At 40.1% G+C, this 13,474-nt stretch carries 12 protein-coding genes; 5 read left to right on the forward strand and 7 right to left on the reverse strand.

What is annotated here, in order from left to right:
• The first annotated feature begins 70 nt into the window (after positions 1–70).
• Together FWE23_00815 and fusA are read left to right on the forward strand one after the other, a co-directional pair.
• Positions 71–862: a sugar phosphate isomerase/epimerase gene (locus FWE23_00815; GenBank protein ID MCL2843987.1), complete on the forward strand. Its 792-nt coding sequence runs from the start codon at positions 71–73 to the stop codon at positions 860–862.
• 131 nt (positions 863–993) lie between these two features.
• Positions 994–3,114 carry an elongation factor G gene (fusA, locus tag FWE23_00820; protein ID MCL2843988.1) on the forward strand — a complete coding sequence of 707 codons (2,121 nt, stop codon included), beginning with the start codon at positions 994–996 and terminating at the stop codon, positions 3,112–3,114.
• Positions 3,115–3,301: 187 nt separating this feature from the next.
• Here fusA and FWE23_00825 read toward each other — a convergent pair whose 3' ends face one another.
• The 6 genes from FWE23_00825 to FWE23_00850 are packed head-to-tail and all read right to left on the reverse strand — an operon-like array spanning position 3,302 to position 8,635.
• Positions 3,302–5,002 (reverse strand): glucosyltransferase domain-containing protein, encoded by a 1,701-nt coding sequence (locus FWE23_00825; GenBank protein ID MCL2843989.1) that lies wholly within the window; start codon positions 5,000–5,002, stop codon positions 3,302–3,304.
• A gap of 43 nt (positions 5,003–5,045) precedes the next feature.
• Positions 5,046–5,651, reverse strand: coding sequence for an HAD-IB family hydrolase (locus FWE23_00830; protein ID MCL2843990.1), 606 nt, complete (start codon positions 5,649–5,651; stop codon positions 5,046–5,048).
• A complete protein-coding gene (locus tag FWE23_00835) occupies positions 5,648–6,622 on the reverse strand; it encodes an NAD(P)-dependent oxidoreductase (protein MCL2843991.1) in 975 nt (324 codons plus the stop codon). The genes FWE23_00830 and FWE23_00835 overlap by 4 nt, the downstream gene beginning before the upstream one ends.
• 2 nt (positions 6,623–6,624) lie before the next feature.
• Positions 6,625–7,371: a class I SAM-dependent methyltransferase gene (locus tag FWE23_00840; protein MCL2843992.1), complete on the reverse strand. Its 747-nt coding sequence runs from the start codon at positions 7,369–7,371 to the stop codon at positions 6,625–6,627.
• 12 nt (positions 7,372–7,383) lie between these two features.
• The gene (locus tag FWE23_00845) at positions 7,384–7,740 is read right to left on the reverse strand and encodes an EamA family transporter (GenBank protein ID MCL2843993.1); all 357 of its coding nucleotides are present in this window, start codon (positions 7,738–7,740) and stop codon (positions 7,384–7,386) included.
• A gap of 1 nt (position 7,741) precedes the next feature.
• Positions 7,742–8,635 (reverse strand): decaprenyl-phosphate phosphoribosyltransferase, encoded by an 894-nt coding sequence (locus FWE23_00850; protein MCL2843994.1) that lies wholly within the window; start codon positions 8,633–8,635, stop codon positions 7,742–7,744.
• Between the two features lie 277 nt (positions 8,636–8,912).
• Here FWE23_00850 and FWE23_00855 point away from each other — a divergent pair, with 277 nt between their 5' ends.
• The 3 genes from FWE23_00855 to FWE23_00865 all read left to right on the forward strand — a co-directional run bounded on the left by FWE23_00855 (position 8,913) and on the right by FWE23_00865 (position 12,514).
• Positions 8,913–10,202, forward strand: coding sequence for an ATP-binding protein (locus tag FWE23_00855; GenBank protein MCL2843995.1), 1,290 nt, complete (start codon positions 8,913–8,915; stop codon positions 10,200–10,202).
• A gap of 102 nt (positions 10,203–10,304) precedes the next feature.
• Positions 10,305–11,258, forward strand: a complete 954-nt coding sequence (gene bamD, locus FWE23_00860; protein ID MCL2843996.1) for an outer membrane protein assembly factor BamD — start codon at positions 10,305–10,307, stop codon at positions 11,256–11,258.
• 116 nt (positions 11,259–11,374) lie between these two features.
• Positions 11,375–12,514 (forward strand): MFS transporter, encoded by a 1,140-nt coding sequence (locus FWE23_00865; GenBank protein ID MCL2843997.1) that lies wholly within the window; start codon positions 11,375–11,377, stop codon positions 12,512–12,514.
• Between the two features lie 3 nt (positions 12,515–12,517).
• Here the strand turns inward: FWE23_00865 and FWE23_00870 are convergent, their stop codons facing one another.
• Complete coding sequence (locus FWE23_00870) at positions 12,518–13,465, reverse strand: tyrosine recombinase XerD (protein MCL2843998.1); 948 nt, start codon at positions 13,463–13,465, stop codon at positions 12,518–12,520.
• Positions 13,466–13,474: the final 9 nt, after the last annotated feature.

Raw genomic sequence — 13,474 nt, forward strand, 5'->3', positions numbered from 1 at the left:
TAAAACAAGTCAATAAAAGCCAATCTGTATTTTCAGGTTGGCTTTTTGACTATAAAAAAAGGGGCGTTTTATGAACATAGCAGTTGCCACATCGATATTTGCGGAAAATAAATTTGACCCGTTTTTGACGATTTCTTACGCCGAAGAAAAGAATATTTCGGCAGTTCAGTTTTATATGAGCGAAAATTTGCAGAAAGATAAATCGCAAATAGAAAAAGTTCGTGATTTATGCGCGAAAAAATCAATTAAAATGTTGTGCCATTCGCCCTTAATGCTCGGAAACGCCTCTGCCGACACCACCCACTGCGAGGCGCTCGTCTCAATTTTCCCTGATGGCGCGGACAAATACTGCATTTTCCACTTTGACGAAAATTGCGACGTTGATTTAATGGTACTGGACTGCAAAAAACTTGTCGAATTCGGAATTATTCCTTGTGTAGAAAACTTTTATATGGATAAAAGCAGGCACGGTTTGGTTGCGAATATAGAAAAGTTTCTGGCGTTTTTCGACAGAATTCACACCCAAAATATTTCCGTGTTGCCCGTCCTCGATTTTCCGCGAATGTTTATTGAGCAATTTACGAATTTTCACCCCATTCTTTTGTCGGAGTTGCTTATTCAAAAATTTGCGCGACAAAAAATAATAATTCACGCGATAGATTCCGTTTCTCCTCAGCAAAAAAGAGAGGATTGGTGTGCAATCGGCAGAGGAATTGTCGGCTGGATAGATATTTTCGACTTCATAAAAAAGTCGGGCGTTTTTGTGGAAAACCTTGTTTTGGAATACGAAAGCACCGATTTTATCGACGAAAGTATCGCAGTTCTTAACAAATATAAAAATATGCCTTTGGCAAGCAAATAAATCAGATAAATATTGATTTGCAATTATTTTGCGCCAAATACAGAGAAAATTCGGTTTTTCCTGTTGGCGGATAGTATTTTTCCCCCGAAAAAATGTAATAATTTCAGTAAAAAGAGGTTTTTGTTATGGCTATTGATTTGAAAAAAGTGCGCAACATCGGTATTTCGGCGCACATTGACTCGGGAAAGACAACTCTTTCCGAGAGAATTTTGTTTTACGGCGGACGTATTCACGCTATTCACGACGTAAAAGGTAAAGACGGCGTCGGCGCAACTATGGACTCTATGGACTTGGAAAGAGAGCGCGGAATTACCATTCAGTCGGCGGCGACTCGCGTTCAGTGGAACGGCAATCCCGTTAACCTTATCGACACTCCCGGACACGTGGATTTTACTGTTGAAGTAGAGCGTTCGCTTCGTGTTTTGGACGGCGCAATTTTGGTTTTGTGCTCGGTTGCTGGCGTTCAATCGCAGTCGATTACCGTTGACAGACAAATGAAAAGATACGGCGTTCCACGTTTGGCATTCGTTAATAAAAACGACAGAAGCGGCGCAAATCCAATTAAAGTTTGCGGACAACTTCGCGAAAAATTGGGGCTTAACGCGGTTATGATTGCGCTTCCCATCGGGCTCGAAGACAAACTCAAAGGCACAGTGGATTTGATTACAATGAAAGGCTATATTAACGAAGGCGACAACGGCGAAATCGTAAAAGAAGTCGAAATCCCTGCCGATATGCTCAAACAAGCAGAAGAATTCCGTGAAAAAATGCTCGAAGAAGTATGTATGTTCGACGACGAACTTATGGAAATGCACTTGGAAGGCAAAGAATTGCCGATAGACAAAGTTCGCGCGGCTATTCGCAAAGGCGTTTTGTCGCTTAAATTAGTGCCCGTTTTGTGCGGTTCGGCATACAAAAACAAAGGTGTTCAAAAACTTCTTGACGCGGTAGAATACTATTTGCCCTCGCCGCTCGACATCGTAAACAAAGGTATTAAAGCAAGTACAGGCGAAGAAATCGTTGTTCCGTCAGACTCTGCAAAGCCGCTTGTTATGTATGCTTTCAAACTTACGCAAGACAAATTCGGTCAATTGACTTACGTTCGTATTTATCAAGGCGAACTCGAAAAAGGCGCTGAAGTAGAAAATATGCGGACAGGCAAAAAGGTGAAAGTCGGACGTTTTGTAAGAATGCACGCCGATAAAATGGAAGATTGCGAAAAGGCGCACACAGGCGACATCGTTGCGCTTTTCGGCGTGGATTGCGCTTCGGGCGATACTTTCTGCGTTCCCGGCACAGATATTTCTATGGCTTCAATGCACGTTCCGGAGCCGGTTATTTCTATAGCGATTAAGCCGAAAGACAACAAATCGCAAGACAATTTGTCGAAGGCGCTCAACCGCTTTACGAAAGAAGACCCTACTTTCCAAACATATATGGACGAGGAATCGGGCGAGACAATTATTCGCGGTATGGGTGAGTTGCACTTGGAAGTTTACGTTGAGAGAATGAAACGCGAATATTCCGTAGAACTCGTTCAAAGCCCGCCGCAAGTTGCTTATCGCGAAACCATTATCGGCAACGTAGATTTCAACTACACGCACAAAAAGCAAACAGGTGGTGCGGGTCAGTTCGGACGCGTTGCGGGAACAATGAGTTTCTTGGAACCCGGTTCGGAAAAAGATCCCAAAACCGGCGAAGATTTGATTTACTTCTTTGAAAACAATATCAAAGGCGGCGCAATTCCGACCGAATATATTTCATCTGTCGATAAAGGTTTCCAAGAGGCGATGAGAGAAGGTACAATGATTGGCGCGCCCGTTGTAAATGTAAAAATGATGATTAACGACGGTTCGTATCACGCGGTTGACTCGTCTGACCAAGCGTTCCGCACAGCGGCTATCGGCGCGTTCCGTGAAGCATACGACAAAATTAAAAAGCAAGTTCTTGAGCCGATTATGAAAGTAACCGTTGAAGGTCCGACGGAGTTCCAAGGAGCAATCATCGGCTCGCTTAACCAAAGAAGAGGCGTTATCTTGGGAACAAACGAAGAAGGCGATACTAAATATTGCTCAGTTGACGCGGAAGTCCCGCTTTCTGCAATGTTCGGATACTCAACAGACATTCGTTCGCAAACGCAAGGTAAAGCAGAGTTCACAATGGAGTTCGCAAAATACGGTCCCGTTCCGAACAACATTGTTGACGACTTGAAGAAGAAGTATCAGGAAGAGAGAGCGGCGAGAAATAAGTGATTTTTAATCGTAATGGCGGGTTTGAAACCCGCCATTACATTATTTTGCCTTGGTGATTTTTGCTTATTGTATATAAAAAAACGTTTGTGTTTTGCTACTTTTATGTTAAAATACGTTTTGCCGACAGCAAAAAGGAACGACTCTGATGAGTCGTTCCTATAAATTTTGGTGAAACTGATTTTTTATCTCACTCCGATAGTTTCGGGTCTATCCAAATATCGTCCGACAATTTAACTACAATAAAGTCCTGTGCGCGTTTCATAAATCCTTGCTTAGGATAAGCAGGCATAAACGCCGCTATTTCACGTGCTTGAACTATCTGTTCTTGGCTTGGACGGTTGAAATGGAAGCCCAAAGAACTCATAAAACCTAATCCGCGAATCGCTGTGCCGTTAAACAAAAAATCCCATTCAAACAGAGAATGTCCCATTGTTTCTCCTTGCAAAAAACTTCTCTGTGGAAATCGTAATGCGGTTTGGTATCTGCCGACTAGAACGACTGGGAGACTTTTTTCTTCCGGCTGAATTTGTATAATAAGGTCGTTGAGTTTATTCGCGAGGCGGACATCGTCGTTATAGCGCACGTGGTCGGAAAAAAATAGCCGAGAAGTTGTTTGTGCTTGATAAAGAGCGGCAATCAAAGCAAAACTGATAATAATGGCGGCGAAAGGTTTTTTGTGAGATCTTATAAGATAGAAAAACATAAATGCATATGCAAACGGTAAAGCATACAATGCTCTGGTTACGGGAGGATTACCTCCCATAATTGTCAATAATATTATGCTTAAAGGGACGCCTATGCCTGCAAGTACATACAAAAACTTTCGCCCATTTGGAATTGCTTTTCGCATAACCTCAATAGCTTTTACAAGAAAAAGCACAGTAAGCGGTAATAAGAGGAAAGTTCTAACTGCTACAGGTGTATTTTCAGGTGATAGAAAAATTTCCGCACCCTGTATGCCTGTTCTAAAAAAAGGAGCAATGACAGACGGAGGAACAATCCGTTGTAAAACAGTAGTATGACCGACAAAAACATCATAAGTCCAAATTAAAACAGCCATAATATTCGTGGTAATAGGTTTCCTGCCCCATTGGTTCATATTATCGAAGTAATCTGCTTTTTCTATGCCGAAAGCGATAGGGATAACAATTCTGTCAATAAGCGAATAAACCGCCATTGCAGCGACCAATACGGCAAAGAACTTTATGCACAAATTTCGATAGACCTTTGGCTCATAGTTTGATCGCTCCTGCAAAAGCAAAAAGAAAGCAAATACTCCGCCGCAAAATAGCGGAACTATCGCCTGATATACGGAAGTCATAAAGATAAGTAAAACAAAAGCGCTGACAATTAAGCGTTTTTCGTTATTAAGAAATCCCTTGTAAAAAAAGTAAATAACATACGGGCACAAAGCAACAATAAGTGCATTTTCTGCCGCTTGGAACACAAAATAAAATTGCTCCGCCCAAACAGGCATAGTCATAAGAACAAGAGCAAATGGAATTAGTTTATTGTTTCTACCTGTGTTTCCGTCGAAAATAGCAATGATATAAGACCACGAAATTGCGAAAAACCATATCAAACAAAATCCTACAAAAAAACCGGTAAAAGGATTAAATTCGTTGAAATTCCAAATATTTGACAAAAAAACTAAGCCAAATCGTCCTATTCCGACACAAAACCTGAATACTCCTTCTCTGTTTACTAAAACTGCTTCGGTGTCAATGCCGATATTATACCAAAACAACTTTGCTCCGTAAGTAAAAAACAGGGCGAAAGTTACGGCAATAATCAGCGGCAAATTGTTTTTGCAGAAATTGCAAAATCCTGCAATACTTACATTTTCCAAGTCGAAAAGTTTGACTGCGGTCACTTCTTTACGTTTCATTTTTCTTTCCTTTCATTTATAAGAAAAACCATTCAATAAATCTTCAATTCCGATTAAATTTTTTGTAGAATCCATCGTCTGCGAATTCTAACAACTCTTTATCGCCTCGACTGTCGCCGTAAGCAATTAGTTTGTAATCGCCTCTTTGAGGGAATTTTTCCAAAAAACGATTTACTTTTTCTTGTCCATAGCAATTTTTTGTCAGAAATTTTCCAGAGAGTAGTCCGTTTTTGCCTGTTTCTATTTTTGTTGCCAAAACTATGTCAATTCCCATTTTGTTCGCCCAAGGTTTTATCCAGTTTTCAACAGACGCGCTGATAATTATGATTGTATCGCCGCATTTTTTGTGTGAAATTATGGCTTCGGTTGCTTCGGGATATAATATTTTGTCTGCAATCGCGCAAAACTCGGCGCACCATTCATTAAATTTTTCGATATGAATGCCTTTATACAGATATGAAAACAAGGTCTGTTTTACTTTCCGATTCGGCAATAATTTTAACTTCATTGCGACAAGTAAAGGCGAAAAAAGAAACATAACGAAGTAAAACCCAAAATGTCCTTTTGTGAACTTAATAAATTCAAGCAAAGTGTCTTTTCGGGTAATAGTGCCATCAAAATCAAAGGCGGCAATAGTTTCTTTTTTCATATACTCACACCCTTTTTATATATGTGATATGCCTGTTTTATCATATCCGCATCATTGAACTTTGGCGTCCAATTCAAATCTTTTTCGGTATCGGAAATATCAAGAACGTATTCTTCGTCGGCTATCATAAATTGCTCTTTATACATAATTGTCAATCCGACAGCGTCGAATATGCTTAACGCAAATTTAACCAATTTTTCGGGTGTGGGAATTACGATTGATTTTGAGCCAGCCGAGCCAATAACTGATTTTAGCAAATCTTTAACGTTAGGCGATTCTTTGGAGCCGAGATTGTATTCCTTGTTCGGCAAATTCCTGTCTAAAGCGCAAATTGCCGCCGAAACACAGTCAAATACGGAAATCATTTGATAATGATTTTTTCCGCTTCCTATTGTGGGAACGGGCAATCCCATATCGATGAGTTTGAATAATTTCACAAGAATGCCTAAACGCCCGGGACCATTAATCATTCTCGGTCGCATAATTGTAATATTCATTCCTTTTTCTCTGTATTTTCGGCAGATTTCTTCCGCTGCTTTTTTACTTTGCCCATAAGGACCAAATGGAAGTTGCGGGTGTTGAGTATTAACAGGCAAATAAAGCGGTTTGCCGTAAGTCATATCGGTAGTAAAGATTAAAAAATTCCGACAACCTTTTTCGTATATTGTCTCCAAAATATTTTCTGTTCCGACCGCATTTACACTAAAAAAATATTCTTTCCTGTTGCGAGGAACTTTTGTGTGATATTGGTTTGCCGCTAAATTTATAACGACATCTTCCTTTGATATGGACAATTTTTGAATGTTTTCAATGCGTCGAATGTCCACTTGACAATACTCGCAAGAAGCATTTATTGCATTGTTAAGTTTTTCTTGCAAATCGCAAACGACTACTTTTTTATCTAACGTTAATAATTCGTTAGCTAAATATTGTCCAACAAAACCGTTTCCGCCAAAAATGTAATGTTTCATATTTAGCTCTCTCCTTTATTTTTAGTTTTTTGAGCGATAACCACATATTGCGCGCCTAATGGCAACCAAAATAAAAAGCACTCAATAAACTCAACAAATTTATTTCTCAAAGGCGAAAAATATGTATATCTTAAGCTAACACTATCTTTGTTTAGCACTATATCTTTGTCTTTGACGCTTGTTTCGTAAAACCTATTTAACAATATGCGTTTGCAATATTTTGAACTGAGCATTGTAGCGTTTTCGTCTATTTTAGTTCTTTTAACAAACTGGTTTGTTATCGGATTTTTCATATTGTGCTCAAATATGACAAGCATTCCGTCTTCCGACAAAATATTATATAAACCGTTTAACCACGTTTCGTGTTCGTCTTGCGGAATATGGTGCATAACCGTATTTATGATTATACAATCTATTTTTCCGTATTTTTGCAAATCGGTTGTATTTTCCACAACCATAAAATCGCAATAAGGATGACTTTTTTTTGCTGTTTCTATTGAATCGGAAGAAATATCACAGCCATGCAATTTAGTTTCTTTGAATTTTTCATGTAAATACGGTATAAGCGACCCAATACCGCAACCGAAATCTAAAATAGTTTTGGGTGCAATTTTCAAAAGATTTTTCAAATAATTCGCTTTGTAAACAAACGCAGTATCTCTGTATTTGCCGAATTTTCCCAAATCTTGCACAATTGTTTCGTTGTAGTCCTCTACAAATTTGTCAAACTCCGCTTTTTCTTTCGCCATAACAACCCCTTTCTAACTCCTCGAAATTAAATAAACACCTATGCACACTACCAAAATTCCTATTGTGCGCAACAAACTTACATTTTCATTGAACAGAAAATATCCCGCTACCGCCACGACAACAAATCCTAAACTTTGAAACGGAAGCGCATAACTTACTTCGACCCTTGAAAGAGCTGCCATCCAGACGAAAATACCTATTGCATAGCAGAACATTGCCGCCCAAAGGAACGGATTTGTCGCCATTGGAACGAACGATTGCACTGCATTGTAAGCACCCACATTTCCAACCATCAACATTCCTTTTCGTATAAAAAGTTGTGCCGCCGAATTAAGCAGAATGCTTGTTATTATCAATACAATATTCATTCTAAAACCTTCCGTAAATAATTACAATAAACATTCCAATCCACCCAATAATGCAACACTGTATAAACCTGTCTTTTAGCAAAATTTTTGCAGGATTACCGCTTCTCGTATCAACTATTGTTACTTGCAAATATCGTATAATTCCCATTAACACAAAAATTGAGGTAAGATAAATGTTGTTGCTGTTAAGGCGTTCAATCACATCTTGTGAAAGCGTGTACATAATGTAGGCAACTATGGTAATGGTTCCGATGACGGTTATTACCTGATTCATAAATTCCAGATTGTAGCGATTTGTGTTTTTTCTGTGAGCAACGCCTGTATTTTTGTATAAAATTACATCGTCGCGCCGTTTTGCAAATGCAAGAAAGAGCGCAAGCAAAAATGTCATAATAATAATCCATTCCGACGGCGTAATGCCGGAAGCGACCCCTCCGACCAAAATTCTTAACACAAAACCAACGGCAATAATTATTACATCGATAATGTTATACTGTTTAAGTTTTACGCAATAGGCAATGTTCATTATATAATAAAACACGATAAGTGCAATTAATGGCATAACATTTTCGCAGAAAAGATAAATAACAGACAAAGAAAGCAAAAAACAGACAGCCATCATTGCATAGGCGACTTTTTTTGAAATTACGCCCGAGGCAATTGGGCTTTTGCATTTTTCTGGGTGTTTTTTATCGGCTTCTGCATCGAAAATGTCATTAAAACAATAGACCGAACTTGCCGCAAATGAAAATGCGACAAATATAATTATGCACGATAGCAATATATCAGCGTCAAACATTTGTCCAGCAAAGAACATAGGCAAAAAGACAAATAAATTCTTTGTCCATTGTTCTGGGCGCAGAAGTTTGAAAACATTCTGCAGTTTTTCTCCCATAAAAAACAACCTTCCCACCGTTATTTTACGGCAAAATTAAATATTCAAGATTTTTCACAACGTAGGGAAAATACGTTATTTTTGCGGTGAGTTTCGGGAGTATTTTGGTTTTGGAGAAAATTGTTGAAAAATGCATGCACGACGGCGGTTTCTGTTGGTCAAATCATTATTTTTTACCGCCAATAAATGTAATATTTTACACTTTTTGTCGGCAATAAATGCGAAAACTCACACTTTTTGTCGCCAATAAGTGTTGGCGTATATTATTTTATCTCTTATGAAAAGAAATATTTATACATCTCTGCTTGCTTGGAAAAACTCCAAAGACAGGAAACCGCTTGTTCTCTACGGAGCGCGACAAGTCGGAAAAACCTACATATTAAAGGAGTTCGGCAAGAATGAATACAAAAATGTTTTGTATTTAAACTTTGACACAAACAAAGAATTGCACAATTATTTTGCAAACGACATTTCGCCAAAACAAATAATCGGCTCGTTGAAAGCTCTATTCAAACAAGAAATCAACGCCGCCGACACGCTTCTTATTTTCGACGAAATTCAAGAATGCCAAAGAGCAAAGGACGCTCTTAAATATTTTAACGAAGACGCTCCCGAGTATCATATTGCGGCGGCGGGCAGTTTTTTAGGTATAGCAAGCGGTAAATTTCCTGTCGGACAAGTTGATAGATTAACGCTTTATCCGCTTTCGTTTTTTGAGTTTTTAAAGGCAACAAACAACGATATTTTGCTGAAAAGTTTAGAAAACGATAAATTTTCAAATCCCGCTATGCACATTTTGGCGACGGAAAAATTAAAGCAATATTTTTATGTCGGCGGAATGCCCGAGGCGGTAAAGACTTATGCCAAAACAGGCGATTTAATGCTTACGAGACAAATTCAAGAGAATATTTTATCTAATTACAAGGAAGATTTTTTTAAGCATATAAAAAGTAATGACATTTCCAAAGTGCGTATGTTGTGGGACTCTGTTCCTGTTCATTTGGCAAAAGAAAAAAAGAAATTTGTTTATAAGGAACTAAAGCAGGGCGGCAGAGCGGCGGAGTTCGAGAACGCTTTGGATTGGCTGATAAATACGGGGCTTGTGTATAAAGTTTCCAATACTCAGGAGGCAAAAATACCGCTTATCTCTTATGAAGAACGGGAAAATTTCAAAATTTATATGCACGATGTCGGGCTTCTCGGAGCGTCGGCAAAACTGGATATTAAAACTTTTTTCAGCGCCGAGCACGATATATTCAGAGAATTTAAGGGCGCAATGGCGGAGCAGTTTGTTTTGCAGGAGCTGAAACCGAAAAATTATCCTATCTGTTTTTGGACAAACAGCACAGGAAAAGCCGAAGTAGATTTTGTAATTCAATACGAAGACAAAATTTTGCCTTTGGAAGTAAAAAGCGGCGAAAATACAAAAGCGAAGAGTTTGGGCGTGTATATGGAAAAATACAATCCGCAAATTGCGTTGCGCGCTTCTCTTTCGGATTATGCTAAAAAAGGGGATTTAATTGACATTCCGCTTTACTCCATCGGGCAATTTGAGGAAATAATCTGAAAAAATGTTGTTTTGCCTGACAAAAATCCCCTCTCCTCTCAATAAAAATGGTATTTTACCGATATAGATAAAGATTTTTCCGCAAATTTCAGGGAGAGCATTATGAAAAAAATAGTTGTTTTGTGTTTGGCTTTAATATTTACGTATGGTTTTGCAAGCGATGAGCCCTTGGGCTTTGTTGTTGTGTCGATGCCGATTGCCGAATATCACGCGCTTCAAGTAAGAGATACCAACACTATGCCCAGAGGCATAAGAGCGAGGTGGGAAACAAACCAAAGGCGTATTGCGCAAGCCCAAGCAACCGCGGATTTAGCATTGGAAGAAATAGCCGCGTTAAACAGAGCGTTGAACCAAATCCAAGAAGCGCAACGAAACATTCAGCACACCCAAAGACGAATGGCGGCAACTCTGCACACTATGTCCCCCGCCCGCCTCGAAGAAAGCGAGATACAGCTTGCATACCTTACGGAAGCGTTTCAGGACTTGTATTCGCGAGTGGCGGCAATTCAACTTCTTCCTATAATTCAGCAAACGCAAAGAACGCCTGTTCGTCCGAGAGGCTTTACCGTTTCGGACGCTACCATAAATTTGAGCGGCGACGAATTTGCCGATTTCAGTCGTGGGCTTGAGGCGTTTCGCAGAAGATTTTACGCAGAAGCCCGCCAAGTTTTGCGGCTGACCATACAACGTTTTCCGCAAGGAAAATTTACGGATAGAGCGAATTTTTGGATAGCCGAAGCCTATTTTATGGAACGAAATTACACGAGCGCACTAACATATTACGAGAACGTTTTGGGCTTTTCCGGTTCGTCAAAACAGGACGACGCGCAGTATAAAATAGCGCTTTCTTACAGAAATATGGGCGAATTGGATATGGCGTTTAACGAATTCAGACGTCTTATACATCGCTTTCCTGCAAGCGAGTGGGTTGTTCCTGCGAACGAGGCAATTCTTGAAATTGTTATGATGCGCAATATGCGAGCCATTGCTGACGCCGCCGCGCAAGCCGCTGTCGATGAGCCGACAACAGTTGTCGATGTTGAAGCAGGCGAATAAAATTTAACAACGAGAAAATCTCTTCGGTTTATATGAGAACGGAAAAACCACCTCTTTGGACTCGCAGTTATATCTTTGCTTGCGTGGGCAATTTCCTCAGTTATTTTGGTTTTTGTATGGTTTTACCCGTTTTTCCGATGTTATTGATTAACGATTTAGGAATTTCGGGCTCAAAAACGGGAATTATAATTGCAACTTTCACGTTTTCGGCAATGATTTCACGGCTGTTTTTCGCCTATCTTTCCGATTTATACAACAGAAAAATCATTTATTGCGCGGTTATGCTACTTTTTTCCGCTTTATTTTTGCCCTACACTCTCCTTGTCGGCGGGGTAGTGTTTTTTGTATTTTTGCGAATAATTCACGGTGCGGCGTTTGGCGCGGTGTCGGTCAGCGGAAATGCCGCACTTATAGACATAGTAAACGAAAAACGGCGTGGCGAGGGTTTTGGTTTTTTCGGAATTTCAAACAATCTGGGAATGGCAATAGGAACAACGGCAGGGCTTTACATTTACCAAATCCTCGAAATCGACTTCTATTGGGTATTCATTTCGGCGTTTTTAATGGGAGCTGTAGGCTTTTTGTGCATACTTCAGGTAAAATTAACAAACGCTCACCCAAAGCAGAAAATGCCGCAAGATAAAAAATTTTCATTTGATAAAATTTATCAGGTAAAAGGAGTTTTTGCGGGACTTTCTTTGCTTTTGCTGTCTTTTCCGTATGGGCTTATATTGTCGTTTGCGCCGCTTTACGCAACAGAGTTGGGGATTGACAAAAATGTCGGACTGTTTTTCGTGTCGATGTCGGTTGGGCTTGTTTTTTCGAGGATAACTTCGGGAAAACTCGTGGACAGAGGCAAGCTCACTAACGTAATAAAATGGGCGGCGTTTTTCATTTCCTTGTCTTTGCTGTTTTTTGCAATGCTCGGATATTTCGGCGTCGAGAATACTGCTGTAAAAAGTACGGCATTTTATATTGTAGGCTTTATGTTCGGGCTTGGCTACGGAATGATTTTCCCTGCCTTCAACACGCTTTTTGTAAATCTTGCGCCCGATAATCGACGCGCGGCGGCAAGCTCAACCTACCTCACAAACTGGGATATCGGACTTGGCTCGGGGCTGATTTTGGGCGGTATCATTATGGAAAAGTCGGGAATGTCGGCGGCGTATTTAACTGCGGCGGCTACCTCGTTTGTCGGCGCGACATTTTTTGTTCTTTTTGGAGCGAAGCATTTTTTGAAACATAAATTGCGATGATTTTTATTTCTTCTGCCGCGGGTGATAATGCCTGTGCGTATCCACCAAAAAAGTTGTTGAAACGTGGGTGTAAATTTCTGTTGTAGTAATGCTCGAATGTCCTAAAAATTCCTGCACAATACGTAAATCACAGCCACCTTCAAGCAAATGTGTGGCGAACGAATGTCGCATTACGTGCGGCGAAATATTAGCAAAAATTCCTGCGCGGTCAGCCGCTTCTTTAATAATAGTGTAAATCGACATTCTTGTAAGCGGTCTGCCGCGACCAATTCCTCGTCCTTGATTTAAAAAAAGAAAATTTGCGCTTTCGGGTTTTACAAGTTTAGGACGCTCTTTTTCCAAGTATTTCAAAACCCACTCGCGCGCCACATCGCCGATAGGAACTAATCGCTCCTTGTTGCCTTTACCGACAATGAACATAAAATCCTTGTTTGCCAAAAATTGCTCGGTGGTTATGTTTGCGCATTCTGAAACCCGCATTCCAGTAGAATAAAGCATTTCCAAAACGGCGCGATTTCTCAGCGGTGTTCTTTCGCTTGGCGCGGACGCGTTCTCCAAAACGGCGAAGACGTCTTCGGGATGCAGGGTTGTGGGGAGGCGTTTTATGGATTTGGGCATTTCAATATTTTCGCTCGGGTCGCTCTTTATCTGTTCTTCGTCGAGCAGAAATCTGTAATATCCGCGTATTGACGAAATGTTTCTCTGAACGGAAGTCGCCTCAAATCCCAAATCGTAAAGTGTTTCTGTGTATTTTTGCAAGTCTTGCGCTCTCACGTTTTTTTCGTCTATTTTTTTGTCGGATAAATACTCGCAAAGGCGCAATAAATCAAACGAATACGACGTTCTTGTATTGTCTGCAAGTCCTCTCTCGGTCGAAATCCAACCAAGAAACGTTTTCATATCCTGCGAAAGTTGCACAGGGTTTTCGGAAATTGGGGCAATGCGGCTCATTTTTTGCTC

Source organism: Chitinivibrionia bacterium (assembly GCA_009779925.1).
Taxonomy (GTDB): Bacteria; Fibrobacterota; Chitinivibrionia; order Chitinivibrionales; family Chitinivibrionaceae; genus WRFX01.

What these genes read in the sequence shown, in the direction of transcription:
- FWE23_00815 (MCL2843987.1), top strand. Translation starts at nt 71, where the DNA reads ATGAACATAGCAGTTGCCACATCGATATTTGCGGAAAATAAATTTGAC.
- FWE23_00825 (MCL2843989.1), bottom strand. Translation starts at nt 5,002, where the DNA reads ATGAAACGTAAAGAAGTGACCGCAGTCAAACTTTTCGACTTGGAAAAT.
- FWE23_00830 (MCL2843990.1), bottom strand. Translation starts at nt 5,651, where the DNA reads ATGAAAAAAGAAACTATTGCCGCCTTTGATTTTGATGGCACTATTACC.
- FWE23_00835 (MCL2843991.1), bottom strand. Translation starts at nt 6,622, where the DNA reads ATGAAACATTACATTTTTGGCGGAAACGGTTTTGTTGGACAATATTTA.
- FWE23_00840 (MCL2843992.1), bottom strand. Translation starts at nt 7,371, where the DNA reads ATGGCGAAAGAAAAAGCGGAGTTTGACAAATTTGTAGAGGACTACAAC.
- FWE23_00845 (MCL2843993.1), bottom strand. Translation starts at nt 7,740, where the DNA reads ATGAATATTGTATTGATAATAACAAGCATTCTGCTTAATTCGGCGGCA.
- FWE23_00850 (MCL2843994.1), bottom strand. Translation starts at nt 8,635, where the DNA reads ATGGGAGAAAAACTGCAGAATGTTTTCAAACTTCTGCGCCCAGAACAA.
- FWE23_00855 (MCL2843995.1), top strand. Translation starts at nt 8,913, where the DNA reads ATGAAAAGAAATATTTATACATCTCTGCTTGCTTGGAAAAACTCCAAA.
- bamD (MCL2843996.1), top strand. Translation starts at nt 10,305, where the DNA reads ATGAAAAAAATAGTTGTTTTGTGTTTGGCTTTAATATTTACGTATGGT.
- FWE23_00865 (MCL2843997.1), top strand. Translation starts at nt 11,375, where the DNA reads ATGGTTTTACCCGTTTTTCCGATGTTATTGATTAACGATTTAGGAATT.
- FWE23_00870 (MCL2843998.1), bottom strand. Translation starts at nt 13,465, where the DNA reads ATGAGCCGCATTGCCCCAATTTCCGAAAACCCTGTGCAACTTTCGCAG.